General features: G+C 45.6%; 20 protein-coding genes and 1 tRNA gene. 13 read left to right on the top strand and 8 right to left on the bottom strand.

Annotated elements, in window-relative coordinates:
* Positions 1–84: 84 nt before the first annotated feature.
* Positions 85–873: a 16S rRNA (adenine(1518)-N(6)/adenine(1519)-N(6))-dimethyltransferase RsmA gene (rsmA, locus tag GRF55_RS02740; RefSeq protein ID WP_220369028.1), complete on the bottom strand. Its 789-nt coding sequence runs from the start codon at positions 871–873 to the stop codon at positions 85–87.
* A gap of 131 nt (positions 874–1,004) precedes the next feature.
* Complete coding sequence (locus tag GRF55_RS02735; RefSeq protein WP_220369027.1) at positions 1,005–1,568, bottom strand: leucine-rich repeat domain-containing protein; 564 nt, start codon at positions 1,566–1,568, stop codon at positions 1,005–1,007.
* Between the two features lie 397 nt (positions 1,569–1,965).
* On the opposite strand from GRF55_RS02735, the gene GRF55_RS02730 reads away from it, so the two are divergent.
* The 8 genes from GRF55_RS02730 to GRF55_RS02695 all read left to right on the top strand — a co-directional run bounded on the left by GRF55_RS02730 (position 1,966) and on the right by GRF55_RS02695 (position 12,297).
* Positions 1,966–2,166: a helix-turn-helix transcriptional regulator gene (locus GRF55_RS02730; RefSeq protein WP_220369026.1), complete on the top strand. Its 201-nt coding sequence runs from the start codon at positions 1,966–1,968 to the stop codon at positions 2,164–2,166.
* A gap of 3 nt (positions 2,167–2,169) precedes the next feature.
* Positions 2,170–3,222 carry a YhcG family protein gene (locus GRF55_RS02725; protein ID WP_220369025.1) on the top strand — a complete coding sequence of 351 codons (1,053 nt, stop codon included), beginning with the start codon at positions 2,170–2,172 and terminating at the stop codon, positions 3,220–3,222.
* 18 nt (positions 3,223–3,240) lie between these two features.
* Positions 3,241–3,948 carry a hypothetical protein gene (locus tag GRF55_RS02720; protein ID WP_220369024.1) on the top strand — a complete coding sequence of 236 codons (708 nt, stop codon included), beginning with the start codon at positions 3,241–3,243 and terminating at the stop codon, positions 3,946–3,948.
* A 22-nt stretch (positions 3,949–3,970) separates the two neighbouring features.
* Positions 3,971–5,878 carry a P-loop NTPase fold protein gene (locus GRF55_RS02715; protein WP_220369023.1) on the top strand — a complete coding sequence of 636 codons (1,908 nt, stop codon included), beginning with the start codon at positions 3,971–3,973 and terminating at the stop codon, positions 5,876–5,878.
* A 399-nt stretch (positions 5,879–6,277) separates the two neighbouring features.
* Complete coding sequence (locus GRF55_RS02710) at positions 6,278–7,324, top strand: lysylphosphatidylglycerol synthase transmembrane domain-containing protein (protein WP_255563822.1); 1,047 nt, start codon at positions 6,278–6,280, stop codon at positions 7,322–7,324.
* 5 nt (positions 7,325–7,329) lie between these two features.
* The gene (locus GRF55_RS02705) at positions 7,330–8,787 is read left to right on the top strand and encodes an aminoacyl-histidine dipeptidase (protein WP_220369022.1); all 1,458 of its coding nucleotides are present in this window, start codon (positions 7,330–7,332) and stop codon (positions 8,785–8,787) included.
* Between the two features lie 446 nt (positions 8,788–9,233).
* Complete coding sequence (locus GRF55_RS02700; RefSeq protein WP_220369021.1) at positions 9,234–10,160, top strand: magnesium transporter CorA family protein; 927 nt, start codon at positions 9,234–9,236, stop codon at positions 10,158–10,160.
* A 109-nt stretch (positions 10,161–10,269) separates the two neighbouring features.
* The gene (locus GRF55_RS02695) at positions 10,270–12,297 is read left to right on the top strand and encodes a DUF349 domain-containing protein (protein WP_220369020.1); all 2,028 of its coding nucleotides are present in this window, start codon (positions 10,270–10,272) and stop codon (positions 12,295–12,297) included.
* A 129-nt stretch (positions 12,298–12,426) separates the two neighbouring features.
* On the opposite strand, the gene GRF55_RS02690 is transcribed toward GRF55_RS02695, so the two are convergent.
* Both GRF55_RS02690 and GRF55_RS02685 read right to left on the bottom strand, forming a co-directional pair.
* Positions 12,427–12,498: transfer RNA gene (locus GRF55_RS02690), tRNA-Gln, on the bottom strand.
* A 264-nt stretch (positions 12,499–12,762) separates the two neighbouring features.
* Positions 12,763–14,133: a linear amide C-N hydrolase gene (locus GRF55_RS02685; RefSeq protein ID WP_220369019.1), complete on the bottom strand. Its 1,371-nt coding sequence runs from the start codon at positions 14,131–14,133 to the stop codon at positions 12,763–12,765.
* 71 nt (positions 14,134–14,204) lie between these two features.
* Between GRF55_RS02685 and GRF55_RS02680 the strand changes: the two genes are divergently transcribed.
* Positions 14,205–14,579 (top strand): DUF6363 domain-containing protein, encoded by a 375-nt coding sequence (locus GRF55_RS02680; RefSeq protein WP_220369018.1) that lies wholly within the window; start codon positions 14,205–14,207, stop codon positions 14,577–14,579.
* 41 nt (positions 14,580–14,620) lie between these two features.
* Here the strand turns inward: GRF55_RS02680 and GRF55_RS02675 are convergent, their stop codons facing one another.
* Both GRF55_RS02675 and GRF55_RS02670 read right to left on the bottom strand, forming a co-directional pair.
* Positions 14,621–15,064: a TonB-dependent receptor plug domain-containing protein gene (locus GRF55_RS02675; RefSeq protein WP_220369017.1), complete on the bottom strand. Its 444-nt coding sequence runs from the start codon at positions 15,062–15,064 to the stop codon at positions 14,621–14,623.
* A gap of 45 nt (positions 15,065–15,109) precedes the next feature.
* Positions 15,110–15,724 (bottom strand): hypothetical protein, encoded by a 615-nt coding sequence (locus GRF55_RS02670; protein WP_220369016.1) that lies wholly within the window; start codon positions 15,722–15,724, stop codon positions 15,110–15,112.
* 821 nt (positions 15,725–16,545) lie between these two features.
* Here GRF55_RS02670 and rsfS point away from each other — a divergent pair.
* The 4 genes from rsfS to GRF55_RS02650 are packed head-to-tail and all read left to right on the top strand — an operon-like array spanning position 16,546 to position 20,951.
* On the top strand, positions 16,546–16,905 hold the full coding sequence (gene rsfS, locus GRF55_RS02665) for a ribosome silencing factor (RefSeq protein WP_220369015.1): 360 nt from the start codon (positions 16,546–16,548) through the stop codon (positions 16,903–16,905).
* Positions 16,906–16,931: 26 nt separating this feature from the next.
* Entirely contained in the window at positions 16,932–18,953 is a 2,022-nt protein-coding gene (gene ftsH / locus GRF55_RS02660; RefSeq protein ID WP_220369014.1) for an ATP-dependent zinc metalloprotease FtsH, read from the top strand.
* Positions 18,954–18,958: 5 nt separating this feature from the next.
* The gene (locus tag GRF55_RS02655) at positions 18,959–19,843 is read left to right on the top strand and encodes a phosphatidate cytidylyltransferase (RefSeq protein ID WP_220369013.1); all 885 of its coding nucleotides are present in this window, start codon (positions 18,959–18,961) and stop codon (positions 19,841–19,843) included.
* Positions 19,844–19,850: 7 nt separating this feature from the next.
* Positions 19,851–20,951 carry a metallophosphoesterase gene (locus tag GRF55_RS02650; protein ID WP_220369012.1) on the top strand — a complete coding sequence of 367 codons (1,101 nt, stop codon included), beginning with the start codon at positions 19,851–19,853 and terminating at the stop codon, positions 20,949–20,951.
* 44 nt (positions 20,952–20,995) lie between these two features.
* On the opposite strand, the gene GRF55_RS02645 is transcribed toward GRF55_RS02650, so the two are convergent.
* Positions 20,996–21,676: an SGNH/GDSL hydrolase family protein gene (locus GRF55_RS02645; RefSeq protein ID WP_220369011.1), complete on the bottom strand. Its 681-nt coding sequence runs from the start codon at positions 21,674–21,676 to the stop codon at positions 20,996–20,998.
* Positions 21,677–21,682: 6 nt separating this feature from the next.
* Positions 21,683–22,648, bottom strand: coding sequence for a transporter (locus GRF55_RS02640; protein WP_220369010.1), 966 nt, complete (start codon positions 22,646–22,648; stop codon positions 21,683–21,685).
* Between the last annotated feature and the right edge of the window lie 21 nt (positions 22,649–22,669).

Below are 22,669 nucleotides of genomic sequence, written 5' to 3'. Positions count from 1 at the left end.
GCGAATACAAGAAAAAGCGGCTCTGACATGGTTGTCGGAGCCGCTTTTGTTTGTCATCTGTCCGTTTGAACGCCCTGCATCCGGTCAGAGTTCGGCAGCAACAAGGTTCGTCAACTCCACAAACTCTGCCACCGTCAGCTGTTCCGGGCGCCGCGTCATCACCTCCTGCGCAAAGAACGTATCCGCCGGCTTGCGCTCACTGAAGAGCGGACGGAGCGACACGCGCAGCATCTTGCGACGTTGGTTGAATGCTGTCTTCACCACACGGCGGAACAGGCGCTCGTCGCAGCCAAGCTCCGTCACCCCGTTGCGCATCATGCGGATGACAGCACTCTTCACCTTAGGTGGCGGATTGAACACCGATTCATCGACCGTGAACAGATATTCCACGTTGTACCACGCCTGTATCAGCACCGACAGAATGCCGTAAGCCTTCGTCCCCGGCTGCGAAGCCATGCGCAGCGCCACCTCGTGCTGAATCATCCCCGTGCAACAGGGAATCAAGTCCTTGTTGTCGAGCATCTTGAAAAATATCTGCGACGAGATGTCGTAAGGGTAATTGCCCGTCAGCACAAACGCCCTTCCGCCGAACACCTCGCCCAGGTCCATGCGGAGGAAGTCGGCACCGACGATATTCTCCCGCAGACGGGGAAAATGCTCATTCAGATAAGCCACCGACTCGCGGTCTATCTCCACCACCTTCAGGTCGCGCTCCTTCGCCACCAGATACTGCGTCAGCACGCCCATGCCCGGTCCCACCTCCAGGACGGGGATGGCGGGACACGCATCCACCGTGTCGGCAATGCGGCGTGCCACGTCCAAATCGGTCAGGAAATGCTGCCCGAGATGTTTCTTCGGTCGAACTCTTTTCATATCCGTCACTTACTTTTCGCCCACAAAGATATATCAAATCCGCCAATTTCGCAAGAATATCGCTACACATAAAAAAAATGTCCGCTGATAATTGGGATATTACCAGCGGACAAATCAAGTCATTATCTTCTTCACTTGATCACGACTCGTTTTCCGTTAACGATGTAGATGCCCGGGATTGTCGGTTTGCCGTTGAGTCGCACGCCGTTGAGCGTAAACCAAACGTCATTATCAATTGTCGATTGTGAATTATCAATTGAGACGATGCCCGTCGGCAAGTCTTCAACGATGTTCAGGAAATCCTTCCATATATCCGCTGCTTGGTATTTCACCTTGCTTCCGATAGGCACATGAAGCATACAGGTGTTTGTAGGAACATAACTAAATACATTAGTTGTTATCGTTAATGGTTCTTCTATATGGCAATAAATATCCGTCAGACCGCTGCAATTATAGAATGCAACCTCTCCAATGCTCGTCACGGAGTTGGGGATGGTTACGGAGGTCAGACCAGTGCATTCTTGGAACGCACCAAGACCAATGCTCGTCACGGAGTTGGGAATAGTGACGGAGGTTAGACCGCGGCAACCGTAGAACGCACCAAGACCAATGCTCGTCACGGAGTTGGGGATGGTATATGTTCCTTGTTTCCTCCTTAGATATCGAATCAGTTCTGTTTGTGATTTATTAAACAATACGCCATCTATAGAAGAATAGGCTGTATTATTCTCATCTACATTGATTTCTGTCAGACTGCTGCAACCATAGTATTTACAAGTCGCTCTGTGTCAATATTTTACAGGCTAAATGACAGAAAAGTGATGACGCAGATTCTACAGGGGTCGAAAATGATGAAGATTTAACGTATTTAACTTTTGCAAACCACAGAAATGGAGGTGGTGTGCAAATTTTGTGCAGAAGTTATTCTTGCAAGGAATAACTCTGGCTATATACGCTCTTTTATTGCCTGCAAGGCACAAAAACTCTTAATAATCTCAAAAAACACATTCATAAATGATATTTTTTGAGTGAAAGTTCTTTTATTGTCGATTATTTTGTGTATCTTTGCGTTCAAATTAAAGATATTTGTAAATGAAAGATTTGAATCGCATCAAAGTTGTACTCGTCGAAAAAAAAAGGACGGCGAAGTGGCTTGCAGAGGAACTTGGAAAAAATCCGGCTACAGTCAGCAAATGGTGCACCAATGTGTCACAACCTGACTTGTACACGTTAGACAAAATTGCAGTTCTGCTTGACATTGACAAACGAGAACTTATAACTGGTAAAGATTAACTCATGACAGATCTTATACAAATCCAAGAATCAGAGTATGATACAATTCTGCGACAGGCTGTCGCAGTTATTGACAGAACAAGAGCTATGGTGGCAACATCAGTATGCTCTGCCATCGGTAGCGCCCATTGGGAAATAGGGAAATTGCTTCACGATAAGAAGCTTGAAAGCAAACATGGTAGTGGTGTAGTCAACCGCCTGTCCTATGATTTGAAACAACGTTATCCACAGATGGGTGTTTCTCCAAGGAACCTGTGGGACATGAAGAAATTTTATGAACGTTTCTGTGAAAGCGAGCCAAAACTGCGACAGGCTATCGCAGTTTTACCATGGGGACATACTTTGACCTTGATGCGCAAGTTCGGCGAGGATGATAATACCATATTATATTACGCGCAAGAAACTGCGTCAAAAGGTTGGAATCGTGAGCTTCTATCTAGTGCCATTTCTATGCAAATGCACAAAAGGAAGAATGAACCATCGGATAACAACTTCGAGGAGACACTACCTGCCACACAGGCGATGTTTGCCAATGAGGTGTTCAGAAGCGGTTATAATTTGGGATTCCTTGGGGTTAAAGACCCCATCCTGGAATCAGAGCTTGAAGCCCGATTGGTAGAGAAGGTAAAGCAATTCCTTTTGGAACTTGGCAAAGGATTCACTTATATTGGTAACCAACACGTACTTGAATACAACGGAAAGCGAAGCAAAGTTGACATGCTTTTCTTCCATCGTGGACTACACTGCCTTGTTGCCATTGATTTGAAGATTGGTGAATTTAGACCAGAATATGCAGGCAAGATGAACTACTACCTGTCATTACTTGACCGCTTGGAACGTAGGGAAGACGAGAAACGTTCTATTGGCATCATACTATGTGCTGAGAAAGATCGTGTAGAAGTCGAGCTTGCATTGGAAGATATGGGCAAGCCCATTGGCGTAGCAGATTATCAACTGATTGTTCCGCAGGAAGAATTAAAGAAAGTAGTAGCAGAGGAGGTGGAAGCATTTGGTAAAGAATTTCCTCTTCGTACTGAGACTGAGGGACAGGAGTGATATTCGTAAAGAAAGGAAATGATTTTTGAATCAGCAAAAAGACAAGTAAGAAAAGGATATATGAAACTATCAATAAGAACAAACCTATATAGATATTGCTTGGGCAATGATATTCCGAAAGAATGGTCTACTGAATACCATAGTCCAGAATATCATAGCGAAGAATATGGGGATAAAAATCAAATAGGCGCATTCTTTTTTTATCGTAATGAAGAAACAGCCTATAAAGTTTTGACTGAAGCAATAAAAAAAGCGGCAAAGCATGGTCAGAACTTTCAGAATAGCACTCTTACTTGTTGTCAGACTATTGAAGATATTAGTATTCTTGATTTTACAGATTGTGCTAGACCCGTACAGATGTTGAATATACTTTATGATGAAGGAATAGATGTTCTTACATCTGATTTTTTCCTTCATCCAAACAAAAAGCATTCTTTTAATAACATCAGAGGTTATCATCAATATATTATGGACAACAGGAAAACGAATGATATAAAGGTCTGTTCAAAGATTCTTAATAAGGCAGATAAAATAGATAAATTCTTTAAAGAACATGTAGGATATACAGGACAACTATTAACAGATTTTGGGAATGGTATACCATTTAAACGTCAGCTAGAGGAGAAAGGATATGAAGGGTATCAGTTTATGGAAGAAAAATCAAGCCCTACGATTTGTTTATTCAATTCTTCAAAGCTAACGTTACCAGTACATAGAATAGTGTGATGAAACAATAAAAGACATCGTTATGCCAAACAGTTATATTGTAAAAGCGTTGACTTCATACATAGAGAATCCTAATCCCTGCTATGCCCTAATGCTAAAGGGAAAGTGGGGATGTGGAAAAACATATCTTGTTAATCAATGGATAGAGGATACATTCAAGAATCCAGTAAAGAAGGATGATGTGGTTCTTGAGCCTATACGTGTGACTTTATATGGAATGACGAGTACAGAGCAGATAACAAAAGCCATTGACCGTCAAATACATCCGTTTCTTTATTCAAAGGCTGCAAAGATTGGAGCTAACATACTGAAAATAGCAGGGAAAGTTGCGTTGCGTACAGATTTGGACTTTAATAGCGATGGTAAAAATGACGCGACATTAACCACTTCGCTTGATTCTTTATCTTTTTTGGCTTCAAGAGATGATACTATTAAACCCAATTCGCTGAAATTACTTGTTTTTGATGATTTGGAACGTTCTCATATTCCTATGAAACAATTACTCGGTTATATCAATTATTTTGTAGAATATTGTGGCTGCCATGTGATGATTGTGGGAGATGAGGGTAAAATAACAGATTCTAAAGATAAAAAGATACTTGATGATTTTAAGGAAAAGACAGTAGGTAAAGAGTTCGAGGTTGAACCTAACATTGACGGAGCCATTGCTCATTTCGTAGATGAACTACCACGAGTAAATTGGATCAGTAGCCAGAAAGACTTCATTAAAAAAGTATTTATAGCTAGCCAATGCAACAACCTTCGTATCTTACGTCAATGCCTTTATGATTTAAAGTTGCAATATAACGAAGCAGATACGAACCTCCTCAAGAAGGATAAAAGCGTGATGAAAGCTCTTCTTGGTAGTTTTATAGCTATCTATTGTGAATATAAAGGTCAAAATAAAAAAGTTTTGAAGTCATGGAATAGTGGAAAGTGGGCATTCCTTTATGCAAAAGAGGATTCCCCTGAGAAAAAGGATATTTCCGAATTGTTCTCCCGATATGATGCAGAAAAGCTGGATGGAATAAATGTTCTAAATAATAGTCATATTGTTCATATCGTGGCTCATATAGAGCATGGTATTTCCATGAAAACCTACATTGATGACTTACTCGCAGAAAGTCAGAAAATGGTAGGGGTATTAACCCGTTTGGAAGGTTTTCGTGATATGGAAGATGATGTCTTTGTTCATGACTGCAATGAATTGTCAGAAAATATACTTAACGGAGAGTTTCACCAATTTCATCAAATAGGAAAGGCCTTGGCTTTTTTCTCTCTTTTTGAAAAAGAAAAACTATATATAGTAAAAGATTCTGTTATAGAAAAGGCAAAGGAGACCTTAAATCTTATTTTCGACAAAGATGTTCATGATGCAGAAATGCTATATCGCTGCAGGAATGCATTCTGGCAGGGAATGAATACCGTTGAGAGCCGAAATGACGAATATCGTATTCATAAAGAGATGACCACCTTTTTCAACGAGGTATTCAAAGCCTATGAGAAAAAACTACCAAACAAAATGCAAGAAACGCTTAACAACTTGAATAATGAAAATGTCCAACATCTAATACAATTAGATCAAGAAGCGACTCCAGACAATCATTCTCCATATAGTTTGACGCCAATATTGAGAGATCAGGATGCCATTGCCCTTATGGAAAAGATAAAAGAGCTGAAGAATTGTAACATCAGGATGTTTGCACGCTTCCTTTCTCAGCATTTTATGCTTAGCTATGACCTTAGGAGTGATTTTACAGAAAGGTTCAAAGATGATCGTGATACTCTTAATATGTTGAAGTTGCTTACCGAAAGAGAATCGGAAAATACAACAGGAATCCGAATGTTGGCTTTCCAGTATTTGTTAAAAGTGATCAATGGTTGTGTCCAAAGATGTGAGGGAGTGCGTAATCCACTTAATTACATGTGATAGATGGCATCATTTATAAATGTGTTGAAGAAGAACGTAAGATACAATATGAAAATCCTATACAACGGCTGATAAGTTTGTAGAGAAACTGTAATATCTCAAGAAGTTAAGAGGAAAAATGATAATAAAGATAAATTATGTTGTTAGATAAAGAATTGATTACGCAACATATCGAATGAAAGTTCTCCGTTTATAATGTTTTCGTTCCATTATCATTGTCTGAAAGTTGAACTTTCGACTTAGCAAAGGGAAACGGTTCGGCTATCTGCATACATCTATGAGTGTATTTATACCTGTATGTGACTTGATAAATATGCGCTTAATCGATTTATTAAAGAAATAATTTTGCTTTTCAACCAATTTGCACTAACTTTGCAAAGGTAAAAACTTGTTTTACTGGTGGCAGGAAAAATTCTCAAGATAGTTCTCCCGTTGTTGTTTGGCGGCGCCATACTCTACTGGATGTACCGGGACTTCGACTTCCGGCACGTGGGCGACGTGATGCTACACGAGATGGACTGGACGTGGATGCTGCTCTCGCTGCCTTTCGGCATTCTGGCGCAGATGTTCCGTGGCATCCGTTGGCGACAGACGCTCGAACCGCTGGGCGAACATTCCCGGACTTCCACGCGCGTGAACGCCGTATTCCTGTCGTATGCCACCAGCCTAGTCGTGCCCCGCATCGGCGAGTTTGTGCGTTGCGGTGTGCTCAAGCGCAAGGACGGCGTGTCGTTCCCGAAAGCGCTGGGCACGGTGGTGACCGAGCGAGCCATCGACACGCTGCTCATGCTCTGCATGGTGGGGCTGACGCTGCTCATCCAGCTGCCCGTCTTTGCCGATTTTTTCTCGAAGACAGGCACCAGCATCAGCGGTTTCTTCGCCAAGTTCTCCACCGCCGGATGGATTGTCACCGCCCTGTGCGGCATCGTGGCTGTGGTGTTTCTGTGGTGGCTGGTCAGGAAGATGAGTCTGGAAGAAAGCGACAAGCGCGAGGGGCGGAGTAAGAACGCGCCTTATATATATAATAATGTAAAGAAGTCGCTCTGCGGAATCTGGCAGGGTATCATCTCGCTGAAAGACATGCGGCGCCCGTGGCTGTTCATCGCTCTGACGTTCGCGATATGGGCTTCGTACTTCGTGCACTACTACCTGACGTTCTTCTGCTTCGACTTCACCGCCCATCTGGGGCTGTCGTGCGCCCTCGTCACCTTTGTCGTGGGCAGCATCGCCGTCATCGTTCCCACCCCGAACGGTGCGGGTCCGTGGCACTTCGCCGTGAAATCGATGCTCATCCTCTATGGCGTAGCCGACGAACAGGCGCTCTATTTCGTGCTCATCGTGCACACGGTGCAGACGCTGCTCGTCGCCCTGCTCGGCATCTACGCATGGATAAGGATGATGTTCATAGAGAAAATACAACCTTTAAATACTAATCAAACAACTTAAAGACTATGAGTGAAATTAAAAATCTGAAACCGGAATGCATCTGGAGAAACTTCGATGCACTGACACAAGTTCCGCGCCCAAGCGGACATCTGGAGAAAATCCAGCAGTTCTTACTCGACTTTGCACAGCGCATCGGCGTGGAAGCCTTCAAGGATGATGCCGAGAACATCATCATGCGCAAGCCCGCCACACCGGGAATGGAAAACCGCAAAGGTGTCATCCTGCAGGCACACATGGACATGGTGCCGCAAAAGACTCCCGAAAGCACGCACAACTTCGAGACCGACCCCATCCAGATATGGATAGACGGCGACTGGGTGAAGGCTAAAGACACAACGCTGGGAGCCGACAACGGACTGGGCGTGGCAGCCATCATGGCAGTGCTCGAAGACAAAAACCTCAAGCACGGACCCATCGAAGCGCTCATCACTGCCGACGAGGAAACCGGCATGTTCGGCGCCAACGCACTGAAAGGCGGCATCCTGAACGGCGACATCCTGCTCAATCTCGACTCCGAGACATGGGGAAAATTCGTCATCGGTAGCGCCGGCGGCATCGACATCACCGCCACACTCGACTACAAAGAGGTGGAAACCGACAAGGAAGACGCTGCACTGAAAGTGACCCTCAAGGGACTTAAAGGCGGACACTCAGGACTGGAAATCAACGAAGGACGCGGCAATGCCAACAAACTGATGGTGCGCTTCGTCCGCGAAGCTATCGCCGAATGCGAGGCACGTCTGGCAACCTGGCAAGGCGGCAACATGCGCAATGCCATCCCGTTCAAGGCTGAGACCGTGCTCACCATGCCGAAAGAGAACGTGCAGGCTGTGAAAGAACTCATCGAGTCGTTCAAGGAAGAATTCACCGACCAGTTCAAAGGCATCGAGAGCGGCATCGAATTCTATGCCGAAGAGGTGCCCACACCAGCCATGCAGGTGCCCGTAGAAATCCAGGACAACCTCATCAACGCCATCTACGGCTGCCACAACGGCGTGCTCCGCATGATTCCCGCATACCCCGCAGTGGTTGAGACATCGTCCAACCTCGCCATTATCAACATCGAAGGCGGAAAAGTGGGCATCAAGATTCTGGCACGCTCGGCACGCGAGGACATGAAAGAATACATCACAAAGACCCTCGAAAGCTGCTTCTCCATGGCAGGAATGAAAATCGAGACCAGCGGCAGCTACTGCGGTTGGGACCCCAACCCCGACTCGGAACTGCTCCACCTGCTGTTGAAAGAATACAAAGAACTGTTCAACGAGGACGGCATCATACAGGTTGACCACGCAGGACTCGAATGCTCTATCATTCTCGGCAAATATCCGCACCTCGACGTGGTGTCGCTCGGACCGACGATGAAGTCGCCCCACACCACCATCGAGCGCGCATACATCCCGACGGTAGATCCGTTCTGGACCCTGCTGAAGAAAACACTCGAGGACATTCCCGTGAAATAAAAGCAGTGTGGCGTAAAAGCCAATCATCCAATTTCATCCGCAGTTTCTTTTTGATTCTGCGGATTTTTTGTATGTCTCAACGTAAGATAAGATGCACCTCGGCAAATTTAGAGTCCCTTGATAAGGGGCGGCTATAATGCGGGGATACAATAAAAAACGCTCGGTTTTACATAAAATTTTCATGCTCGAAAAAGAAAATACTTCTCTTTTTGCTCGCTTAACCAAATTTTTCATTATCTTTTCATAAGATAAGATGCACCTCGGCATAAAAAATAAACGAATTTATTTTGTTCTGCGCTCGGTTTTCATTATCTTTGCAGCCGTAAACCAATTTTTATAGAAAGAAATGGACGATTATCACGCCGATAGTTTTAATTCGTAAGCGTGAGGATTTACCTTCCCAAGGCTAATCCCCATGCTTAAACTAATGATGGAGATTAGCAACAATGAAAACCTTTTGGAACACAAATGGCGGACTGACACAACTCAACCAGTGGGAACCCAACTGCTGGCTGCAGGTGACTTGTCCGACAGAAGAGGAGCGGCAGCAACTGGAAGAGCAGTTCAGCCTTCCCGACTATTTCCTCTCCGACATCAGCGATACCGACGAGCGGGCACGCTATGAGTACGACGACGGATGGATGCTCATCATCCTGCGTATTCCCTACGTCAAGGAGATTCGCTCACGAACGCCCTACACCACCGTGCCGCTGGGTATCATCCACAAACGTGACGTGACCATCACCGTCTGCTACTACGAGACGAACATGATGATAGACTTCGTCAGCTACCAGCAGAAACGCAACGAGGGATTCGTCGATTACGTCGATATGATTTTCCGGCTGTTCCTCTCCAGCGCCGTATGGTACCTGAAACGACTGAAACAAATCAGTTCGCTGATAGACAAAGCCAAGCGCAACCTCGACCGCGAGGTGAACAACGAGAGCCTCATCGGACTGTCACGCCTGCAAGACTCGCTGACCTATTTCATCACCTCCATCCGCGGAAACGAGAACTTGCTTGCCAAACTGAAGTTCAAACTGCAAGTCGATGAGTTGGATGCCGACCTGATTGAAGACGTCAACATCGAGATGTCGCAGGCACGGGAAACGGCGAACATCTACTCGAACATCCTCGAATCGACCATGGACACCTATTCGAGCATCATCAACAACAACATGAACACCATCATGCGTACGCTCACATCGGTCAGCATCATCCTGATGTTCCCCACGCTCATTGCCTCACTGTTCGGAATGAACGTCATCAACGGCATGGAAACCAGCCGCTTCGGATTCATTGTCGCACTGGTCATTTCCGTCCTCGTATCGGTCGGTTCATGGTGGATTTTAAGGTACAAACGCCTTATTTAATAAAAAAAATATCAAAAAAAACGGATTAAGTTAGGTTAATTCGTTTTTTTTTATTATGTTTGCATGTTATTGTACAGCGATATATTCGAATCATAAACGAAAAAGGTAAATGATGGACTCTCAAGAAAAGACCCTCGACAAGGGACAAGTAATGGACGAAAACAAAGTTGAAGAATCTGTAAATGTGGAGAACACAGCTCCCACAGAAGATTCTCAGGTGAATAACACTGTAGCTGAAAACCCGGCTCCGGAAGAAGAGCCCGTAGTGGAGCTATCCGCAACAGAAGCTGAGGAGCAGAACGAAACTGCCGAACAGCCCGAAGTTCTGGCGGAAGAACCACAGAAAGAGGAAGAAAAAACAGCAGCAGAAGAGGTCAGCACCCCGAAAATCTACAAAACAAAGCAAGAGATTCTTGAGCGCATCAAGGAGATTGCACACGGCGAAGAACCTCTCGTCAAGGAAGAAGTTGACCACCTGAAGACCTTATTCTACAAATTCCACAACGCTGAGCGCGAGGCACAACTAAAGGAATATGTGGACGGCGGCGGTGATCCCGAGAGCTATCAAGTGCGCCCGGACGAATGCGAAGAAGCATTCAAAGCCGAAATGGGCATCATCAAAGAAAAAAGACAGAAACTCTTCCAGCAACAAGAACAGGAGAAGGAAGAAAACCTGAAACGTAAACTTGAAATCATCGAGAAAATAAAGGGAATGGTCACTTCACCCGAAGAGGCCAACAAATCATATCAGGAATTCAAGAAACTGCAGCAAGAATGGCGCGACATCAAAACCGTACCGGCAGAGCGTGCCAACGAACTGTGGCGCACCTACAAACTCTATGAAGACCAGTTCTATGACCTGCTGAAACTGAACAGCGAGGCACGGGAATATGACTTCAAGAAGAATTTGGAGATAAAGACAAAACTGTGTGAAGCTGCCGAGCGACTGGCTGACGAGAGCGACATCATCAGCGCCTTCCACCAGCTGCAGGAACTGCATCAACAATACAGAGAAACGGGACCCGTATCGAAAGACGTGAGAGAGGAAATCTGGACAAGATTCAAAGCGGCATCGACCGTCATCAACAAGCGTCACCAACAACATTTCGAAGGGTTGCGCGCCAAAGAAGAAGAAAACCTCGCACTCAAAACGGCATTGTGCGAAAAAGTAGAAACAATCGTCAAGGAAGAATGCAAAGGGGCTGGCGAATGGGAGAAAAAGACAAAAGAAATCATCGCCATACAGACAGAATGGAAGACCATCGGATTTGCTCCGCAGAAAATGAACGTGAAAATATTTGAACGCTTCCGCGCTGCATGCGATGAATTCTTCGGAAAGAAAACAGAATACTTCAAAGGACTGAAAGCCCAGTTTGCCGAGAACGCTGAGAAGAAACGCGCCCTCGTAGAGCAGGCACAGGCACTGCAAGACTCCACCGAATGGAAATCAACCAGCGACAAACTGATTGCACTCCAGAAAGAGTGGAAGACCATCGGCATTGTTCCTAAAAAACTGGGCGACCAGCTCTGGAACGATTTCCTTGCAGCATGCAACAAATTCTTCGAGGCGAGAAATGCCGCTAACGCCGGTTCACGCAACGAGGAACGCGAAAACCTGCAGAAGAAGCGCGAAGTTATTGAAAAACTGAAGGCTGTCTGCGAAGAAGGTGGAGACGGTGCACAAGAGAAAGCACAGGAACTGATTGACGAATACAACGGCATCGGACATGTGCCTTACAAAGAAAAAGACAAAGTCTATAAAGAGTATCATGAAGTGCTCGACCAACTCTATCAAAAGCTCAATATCAGCATCAACCGCAGACGTCTTGACAACTTTAAGAACGCACTGAAAAACGTGGCTAAGCGCGGTGAAGACGCACTTGACAACGAGCGTGCCAAACTGATGCACCGCTACGATCAGCTGAAACAGGAAATTCAAACATACGAGAACAATATCGGCTTCCTGAACGTCAGCTCGAAGAAAGGCAATTCACTCATCGAAGAGATGAACCGCAAAGTGCAAAAGCTCAGAGATGACCTCGGACTGGTGCGCGACAAAATCAAAGCGATTGATGTAGAGAACAAAGAAACAGAATCCGTGGAAGAATCTGCTGAAGAAACAGAAGGAGCAGAATAATTTCATTTGTCAGTAACAAAAACGCCCGTGCCCCACTCAGCACGGGCGTTTTTTTGCTTCCCCCACTGACGATGACTGCCGGCTATGGAAACAAAAAAACTTCCTCTCAAGATGAAAGGAAGTTTCCTGTTGGGATACTCGGACTCGAACCAAGAATGACAGGACCAGAATCTGTAGTGTTGCCAATTACACCATATCCCAATGTTCGTAAACAAAGTCCATTCGCTTACGAGTGCAAAATTACGGCATTTTTTTGAAACAGCCAAACTTTTTTCATAAAAAATCATTTTCGGCAGATTTAAATGCCATCTTTCCGCTTCTTGTTCATCCGTTTCTTCCTGTCGTTTTACCACCACACATATCTACCTTAGAAGAACTTCATTTATTTCTTTTTTTCTCCTCAACCACCTGCGTTATACGTAGTTGATATAATGAAATTATATGAAATAGTTATCGGTCACATGATTATTTGACAAGCACCTTGCGATTACCATTGATGTATACACCTGGTGTTGCTGGCTGCTTGTCATGTCGCACGCCCTCTATGGAATAACACTTGCTGTTTTCGCATTTGTCAACAACGGCTGAATTTATGGACGTGGTTACTGCCTGGAACAACTGCCGCCAATAGTCATCAACCCAATCATAGAAGACAGCAACCTCTTTATCTCCTGCCATGCCTGTCCTGAATTGTTCAACCAGTGCCTGTCCAATCTGACCGACATAGTTGTCGGCAGCCATTATTTTCTGGAGTATGCCTGTCTCCTCCTTGTTGATAAGTTTAGAGAGATCGATACTATCGGTTCTTTGTTCATCATTATGGTAGATGGTAAACACCCGATTCTTTAGTTCTACCGAATTGCTACACATCTCACTTTTATAAGTATCCGTTGCGCGTTTCAACACCTGCGGCAACACCAACGAGGGAGTGATGATAATGGGCACTGTCAGGGAACCACAAGGCCAACCCATCGTCAGCCAACTGATTGTATTTTTTGCGCTCTCGCCTTCTTTGACACCCTGCATGAGCGATGACGAAGTGCTGGTGAACCGAGGAATAAAATTACTGAAATACACATGGCGCACATCATTGAGACTATTGGGAAGATTGTCCCAAAGATCAACCTCCCTGTCTCCATGATAAAGATAGCGTGGCAGTTCGTGAGCCAACTTGATGGGATCTATCTTTCCGTTGACGAATGTGTCATCCATATATTTGCAAGCCGCCTTGTAGCGTTGTTCTCCGACATGATTGGTGGTATCGTAGTAAGGACTTGTGAAAGAATAGTTGGTGCGCACAATATAACCATTTGGTGCAACAGTCTCGTCATTGGCATCAAACTTGGTATAGCTTCTGTTGCTGGTCTCGAAAAACGCAACATTTCCAAGCGAATCCATCACGGCAAAATTGGTGCTTAACGTTAGAGAAGTTGCCTGTGCTTGTGTTTGTTGGAGCAGCGCTTCGAACTCATCAACGGTGGCACACTGTCCAAGTGCCTTCTTCATCAGCGAGCCAGCGCTGGTATTTGCCTTAGATGTGGCACTATTAAAATAATACGACAGTGTGTTGAGAATGGCAAATCCCACCTCATTATGTCCATACCAGATGCTGGTCGGACTTGCGGATGTTGAATAATTGACTACTCCTATAAACTGATATTTGGCACCTTTGAGGGTAACCAGAGAGTTATCAATACCTTCGCTGGCATCACGATTCTTGAAAATGAAAGGTCTTCCGTCAACGGTCACCTTACCAGAAGCGATTACAGCAGTGCATGCCTGACTCTCACAAAAAGTCATCACCAATAAAAGAAAAATAAAAATATGCTTCATCATTTGTATATTTTTTAGATTACAAACAATCTATACCGAGTACAATAAAATACCGACACAAAGATAGTAAAATTATGTTGAATAACAAAAGAAGGGGATTTCTTTTAAATAAAATATTTAGAGAGCATAAAAAACACAGGAAACATTGCTTTCAGAAAAAGAAAAATCCCTTTTTACCGCTTATGCGCTTCAGTATGCGACATTATCCTAACATGGTGCGTGCGATGGCTGAACGACATATCATGTACAACCAACAATTATTGTATGTAAGCGAGCGAGAAGAAGCTGGAGCTGCATTTGTCATACGTCCACCACACGCCCTGAATATCGGACACATTTCACACAATCCAGAAGAAATGAAAGCCGTTTACGATATCGGACGGACAACCGCCGAACAACAACTCGAACAAATCAAACGCTTTTGGGATAATGTCAGTCTAAACGAATGATTCCGTTGCGTTCAAGGATATGCTTCTTAATGACAATAAGGTTATTTCAATTTTATAAGGATTGCGCCATTGCCTCCTCTGACACCATAAATGGAAGCGGAAGCATCTTTTAACACGGTCACACTCTTCACATCGCGAGGGTTAAGATATGAAATATCGTTCACCATGATACCATCTACGACGAACAAGGGCTCGGTCGAAGAGTTGACGCTATTGATACCGCGGATATAGACAGACGCCGTTGTTGCACCATTCTTGACGACTTTGACACCTGGCATGCGACCTTCAAGATAATCGTAAATGGTAATATACCCCGACTTATCTGCCTCTTCCATATCAACAGATGATATCGCATAGGACAAAGCTTCTTGAGATGTTTCTCCATAGCCCATATCAACGGTTTTCAACTGTTTTTCGCGAGTTGTCCCACAAGCTGCCATTACAAGAGAAAGCAGAATGAGGAATGTACTTTTTTTGATTTCCATGTTCTTGAATTTTTATTGATTAATAATAGGACGAATGAGAAATGCCTACTTACCGAACCTGTGGCCTTTCCATTTCAGCGTTATCTTTTTCGGTTCGTTGTCATACCATATTGTAACCAAGATGTCTTTCCCTGTACGTGGCAAAGCGTAAGAAGCAAACACATTATCCCCTGTGTGATACACCACATCAACACCCGTATCGTCGCATTCCTTCATTTTCTTCGTTGCATTGTTATAGCGATAGAACGCAATGCCGTCATATTGACCGGGGCTATATTTTCCATTCGAGAACGACACCACGTTGTAGGCAAATAGCTTGTGCTTTCCGTCAGCCTCGTTCCAATAGCACATTTCCCACCTTCCCACATGCTCTTCGTATTTAGACTCATAGCATATATAGCCGTTTTTCTCGTCAACAGTAAGCGTTTCTCCCTCATCCAATGGAAGTCCCTTACGGTGCTTCATCCAAGCTTGTTTGATAGCATTAAACAATTCGTCGTAACAATCTTCTTCCTCATTATCGTTGGAAGAAAGGAGAGCCCATGCAAAATCGCTGATAGAGGGTTTAGCGCCTTTATAATTCACTTTTATGTCTCTATTCTGTGCTGCCAACACCAGTGTAAAACAGACAAGAATAATGGTCAATGATACTCTTTTCATATTATTAGGTTTTAGGAAAAACTAATTAAGACTTATAGGATGTAAATTACTGATGCAAAGATAATAAATTCCTTTTTGAAAGCAAAAAAGAGAGAGATAATCTTAAGATCGGAGGTGCTTGGAAGAGGCTAAAGATGCCGTTTGGATAGTTTAAATATGCCATTAACATAGTGTAAACATGCCGTTTACGTTTTTTGTCTATAACATAATACCACAAAGTTCTTTCCAAGTGAGGTCGGGGTTCTGAAATTCCGAACCACTCACATGTCGCCAAGGATAGGAAAAAGCATCAGAACGATGGGGTTAAACCTGTCTTTTGGTACCTGAGCGAGCAATATTTTGATATATTTTGTTCATTTTCTGAGTTTCGACATCTTAATCACCGAAAGTTAAAAATGTCGTATCTCATTGTATTTCTGCTCTTTAAATGAAAAAGAAATAACCTATGCGTTCCCGTTCCAGTTGTTCCAATTATTTTTTTGAGGTTCCCATACTCTCTTTAATTATTTATAACTATTTATATATTAGTTAGTTATATTCTCTATAAAGGGATATTTTCAATTTTCAATCATCAATTTTTAATTGGAACAACTGGAACAAAACTAAACGTCAATAGTTGATAATTCCTTTTATGACAAGCAGGTTAAAACTGTGTTATTAATTTACTATGCAAAGATAATTATTTTTTTTGAAAGCACAAAAAAGAGCCTTTCCAAAACTTACCCCAGATTTGGGCGAGAATATTTTTAATAAATCAAAAATAATTTTGTCATTTTCCCAAATTGGTTTATCTTTGTATCTTATTTAAATAACATCATTAAATGAACGAAACAAAAAAGCTGGTTGAACTCATTATTGAAGGTATTCAAGAGAAGAAAGGTTCTGGCATCGTGGTCGTCAATCTGGAGAATATTGACGGAGCCATTTGCCGCTACTTCATCATCTGCCAAGGCAACTCGCCACAGCAAGTGGAAGCCATTACCGAATCGATTGGAGATGTGGTACGGGAAAAGCTCGCAGAGAAGCCGTCGCACGTGGTGGGGTTGGAAAATGCCCAATGGGTAGCGATGGACTATTCTGACATTCTCGTGCACATATTCCTTCCGGAGGTGCGTGCCTATTATAATCTGGAAACCCTGTGGGAAGATGCGACTTTGGAACATATTCCCGATTTAGACTAATATAATATAGTATTGATTAGAAAAATATGGAAGAACAAAAGAATAACAAGCCGAATAAGCCTAAATTCAATTTGAGTTGGATTTACACTTTAGTCATTGTTGCCCTTCTCGTTGCTTTCTTTACGGGCAACTCGCAACAGCCCGGAGGCATCAGCAAAGAGGCATCCTATGCTGAATTCAAGACATGGGTGGCAAAGGGCTATGCGGAGAAAGTGGTTGTCAACAAGGATGCGAGCACACTGAAAATGTTCGTGAAAGCGAAGCATATAAGAGAAGTGTTCAATCAAGGAACGAAGCAGACGGGCAACAACCCATACATTTCCGTAGAATTTGGTTCCATCGAAAGATTGGAGACATTCCTCGACGAACAGACGACAGCAAAGAAATTCAACGGCAATCTCAAATACGAGAACGAGAAAAACAGTTTTCTGGTCTCCTTATTGATTAACATTCTTCCCATTCTGCTCTTCGTGGGACTCATCGTGTTTATCAACCGTCGCATCATGGGCGGAGGTGCCGGTGGCGGAGGCGGGCTCTTCAATGTAGGAAAGTCCAAAGCCAAGATGTACGAAAAGGGCGGCGAACTGGGCATCACATTCAAGGATGTAGCCGGACAGGAAGGAGCCAAGCAAGAGGTTCAGGAAATCGTGGAATTTCTGAAGAACCCGCAGCGCTATACCGATTTGGGAGGAAAGATTCCGAAAGGTGCCTTGCTCGTTGGTCCTCCGGGAACGGGAAAGACCCTGATTGCAAAAGCCGTAGCAGGAGAGGCGGGCGTACCTTTCTTCTCGATGAGCGGTTCCGACTTTGTGGAAATGTTCGTCGGTGTGGGTGCAAGTCGTGTTCGTGACCTTTTCCGGCAAGCGAAAGAGAAGTCGCCATGCATCATTTTCATTGATGAGATTGATGCCGTAGGACGTGCCCGTTCAAAAAATCCGTCGATGGGCGGAAACGACGAGCGCGAGAATACGCTAAACGCCTTGCTCACAGAGATGGACGGCTTCGGTACGAACAGCGGTGTCATCATACTTGCAGCAACCAACCGCGTTGACATGCTCGACTCGGCACTGCTGCGCGCCGGACGATTCGACCGACAAATACACGTTGACCTCCCCGACTTGACGGAACGAAAAGCCATCTTCAACGTTCATCTCCGTCCCATCAAGACCGATGACAGTCTCGATGTTGACTTCCTCGCACGCCAGACTCCCGGATTCTCCGGAGCCGATATCGCCAATGTGTGCAACGAGGCAGCACTGATTGCCGCCCGTCACAACAGCAAATCGGTTGGCAAACAGGATTTCTTAGACGCCGTTGACCGCATCATCGGTGGTCTGGAGAAGAAAACGAAGGTGATGACGGCGGAAGAGAAACGCGCCATCGCCGTACACGAAGCCGGACATGCCACCATCAGCTGGTTCTGCCAATATGCCGACCCACTGGTGAAAGTGTCGATTGTTCCGCGCGGACAGGCGTTGGGAGCTGCATGGTATCTGCCGGAAGAACATCAAATCACCACTAAAGAGCAGTTGCTTGACAAGATGTGTGCCCTGCTCGGGGGAAGAGCCGCTGAAGACATTGTGCTCGGCCGCATCTCTACAGGTGCCATGAATGACTTGGAGCGGGCTACCAAGAGCGCATACGGAATGATTGCCTATGCCGGAATGAGCGAGAAACTACCTAACATCTGCTATTACAACAACCAAGAATATCAGTTCCAGCGTCCTTACTCGGAAACGACTGCCAAGATTATGGACGATGAGGTTCTGAAGACCATCAACGAACAATATGAGCGCGCAAAGCAAATCCTCGAGGAACATCGCGAAGGACATAACGCACTGACCGAGATGCTGATTCGTTCGGAAGTGATATTCGCTGAAGACGTGGAGAAGATTTTCGGCAAGCGCCCATGGCTCAGCCGTTCGCAAGAACTCATCAATGAGGAGAAAGAAACGGCAGAACTCCCTGAGGCAGAAACCCCGAAAGAGCCTGAACTCCTGGAATCGACAACAGAACCGACAGAAACGGAAGAAGAAAATAAAGACTAATCACCATGACAGAGAAAGTGCAGAATTTCATCACCAGAACCATTACGGGCATCCTGTTCGTAGCCATCATCGTCACTTGTTTTCTCAGACCTTTTGCAATGGTGTTCCTATTTGCCTTGGTTACTGGGATGACGATATGGGAGTTTTGCGGTTTGGTCAACAACATTAAGTCAGTGCAGACGAATCGCTTTATCTGTACGATTGCCGGTGTGTATTTCTTTCTGGCTGTAGCTGGATTCTGCAGCGGCATGACTCCGTCGGCAGTATTCATCCCCTACCTGCTCACGGTGGTGTATCTTTTCGTTTCGGAGCTATACACCAAAGCCGAGAACCCTATCAATAACTGGGCTTACACGATGCTCAGCCAGATGTATATTGCACTCCCCTTCTCCATGCTGAACGTACTGGCATTCCAGAACGCGCCCGGACAGGACTATCCAGTTTACAGCTGGCTGCTGCCGCTGAGCGTCTTCATTTTCCTGTGGATGAATGATACGGGTGCTTATTGCAGCGGTATGCTGTTCGGAAAACACAAGCTCTTTCCCCGCATCTCACCTGCAAAAAGCTGGGAAGGAAGCATCGGAGGAGGCATTTTCGTACTGCTGATAGCCGCTATTATTGCCCATTTCGACGCTTCTGCCAACGGTGCCGGTGGAGCGGAAGACGGGAGCGCCCTGCTCGGTTTGCCCCAATGGCTCGGCTTGGGACTTGTCGTCGTTGTCTTCGGTACGCTGGGCGACTTGGTCGAAAGCCTCTTCAAGCGCACATTGGGCATCAAGGATTCAGGCAATATCCTGCCGGGACACGGTGGCATGCTCGACCGATTCGACTCGTCACTCATGGCGATTCCTGCTGCCGTGGTCTATATCTACTCCCTTACGCTATTGTAACATATAGATGAAGCAGATGTTCCTACTCGTTTTTCTTGCAATCATCATTGGCGGTCTGGCTTACTCGGCATGGCATGTTTGGTGTGTCCTGCCATTGGGCAAGCTCATCAAAGGCTGCATCATCGCCATCTTTATCCTCGCGTTCCTGCTTATCTTTGTCAATTTCACGGGAACGCTTGACAAACTTCCGCTCAACCTCGCAACCATTGTTTACGAGATTGGCAACTCCATAATTTTCATTCTCCTCTACACCGTCATGATTTTCCTGGTGCTCGACCTTGGCAGACTGGTGCACCTTGTGCCCAAGTCATGGCTTTACCAGAACGGATGGACATCGCTCGCCGTCACCCTTTTCCTGGTGGCGATATTCGTCTATGGCAACATACATTATTATAATAAGGTACGCCAGCCCCTGGATTTGCAGACGGAAAAGCCGTTAAGCAAGGACCTCCGCATCGTCATGATGAGCGATTTGCACATCGGTTATCACAACCGCCGCGCAGAACTGGCAAAATGGATTGACAGAATCAACGCTGAAAAGCCCGACCTCATCCTCATTGCCGGCGACATCATTGACATCAGCGTGCGACCACTCCTCGAAGAAAACATGGCTGAAGAGTTCCGACGCCTCAATGCGCCCGTCTATGCCTGTCTGGGAAACCACGAGTATTATAGCGGAGAACCTAAGGCACAGCGATTCTACGACGATGCCGGCATCCACTTATTGCGCGACACGTCGGTGGTGTTCAACAACGACATCGTGATTGTCGGGCGCGACGACCGCACCAACCGGCATCGCCGCAACCTACAGACCATTGCCAAGCACATCGACAAGACAAAATACACCATCCTGCTCGACCACCAGCCCTATCACCTGGAACAAGCCGAAAGAGCAGGCGTCGATTTCCAGTTCAGCGGCCACCCCCACCACGGACAGGTATGGCCCGTCAGTTGGATTACCGAACACATCTACGAAAAGGCTTTCGGCAGTCACCAGCGAGGCAACACACATTATTATATTACCTCCGGCATCGGCATCTGGGGCGGTAAGTTCCGCATCGGCACCCGTTCCGAATACGTTGTAGCAACCCTTCACAATCAGAGATAGGCTACTTCATTCTTCCAAAGCGCAGTCTGTCTTATATAAAAGCATTACTTTCTACCCTTATAAGTCGGCTTATAAGTGATATAGTTGCGTAGAACGGCGTGTTTGGTTGGTTTTTTGAATTCAAAAGAATAAGGACTATCCGCACGGTTAATCCATTCCGCTATCTTGTCAACCAGCATGGCATGTGCCTGGAACGTGGGATGCACGCCGTCTTTCATGCGCGCCATCTTGATGTTCGAACAGTCAAAGAAGCGTTCCTTCCCGACGACCCGCTCAATCGCAGCCCCCATCCCGCCATCTTTCACGCGCGGATGGCTCGCCGGACCAATCCAGATGAAAGGGATGTCGCCAAACGTCTTCACTATCTGGCGCACATAATTTTCCCGTGTCTTGTAATCATGGTACCCTATCTCGTTCGTTCCCAGGCTCATGATGATAAACGTGGGATGCTCCTGACTGATATGCCATGCCAACTCTTTGGTCGTAGCCCAATGCTTTGACGTAGAGCCGTACCAGATGACGGTGCGCAGATAGTGCCCGTTGGCATCGGCATAGTCCTGAAAACGGCGCGACAGCCCGTCGAGCATCGAGTCGCCAATGAGCAAGATGCGCTGCGGCTCGCCGGGTGTTTCCTCCGTTTCATCCGCATGATTCATGGCGCGCAACACCTGCGTCGCCGCCACAAACGCCAAGAGCATCAAGCCGAACAATATGTTTTTCTTCATGACAACCTAACTACTTGCAAGTTCGTTCTTCTTACGCTTCTGCCAGAGTTCCAGACTGTTGACAAGGTTCTGCCAGAGAATATAGCAACCGGGACCTACCGACGACACGGGATTGAAATAGGTGTATGCCATCCAGACGGCAAAAGCGGTATTCTTCTGACCCAATCCTTGTCCTGCCTCCGTTACCCGATTTGAGAATTTTCCGACATATCGTCCCACTACAAACTGAATGATGCACAGCACCAATGCCAAGCCGGCAATCAAGAAGAGGAACGCTAACGATGTGTCGGCATGGGCAATGTTCTTCACAGTCGTTCCCGTCACGATGGTCAGCGACGCGCCCCAGACATAGAACGACAGGTCTTTCACGCTCACTATCCACGCATGGAGGCGGTGCATGTGGTGCTTCACGATATAGGCGAGCAGCATCGGAAGAACCAACACCAGGCACACCTTATATAATATTAAGAAGAAGGCGGTCAGGAAACTCATGTCCACATCTTTGTCAATCATAGGGAAAAAGAGCGGAACCATCAATGCCGTAATGAAATTGGAAAGGAAGGTGTAGGATGTCATCTGCTCCAAATCGCCGCCCAGTTTCGCCGTGACAACTGGTGCCGCAGCTGCGCACGGACTGATGATACACGTCAGGAGCGCTTCCATTAAAATGAGGTTGTTGCCCTCTATATGAAAAGCTAAGATAGAAAAAACAATCAACAGGACGAAAGTTATCTGAAAATAGGCTATCCAATAATGCCACTTCACTGGGCGCAGCCTACGGAAATCGACCTTGCAGAACGTCACGAACAGTATCATGAACATGAAAAACGGGAAAATCTGATCGATGATTGGTCCGAGCGTGTCGCCGATTTCATCCAATGCCGGCACCCAGGCAAATATCAGATAGACAATCGTTCCGCAGCACATTGCTGCAGGAAGCGTCCAGTTTTTCAGAAAGTTCAACAGTCCCATGATTCCCGTAATATAAAGGGA

The sequence above is a fragment of the Prevotella sp. Rep29 genome (assembly GCF_019551475.1).
Classification (GTDB): domain Bacteria; phylum Bacteroidota; class Bacteroidia; order Bacteroidales; family Bacteroidaceae; genus Prevotella.
Note: the sequence above shows the minus strand (reverse complement) of the source record. Positions and strands in the feature narration are given on the sequence as shown.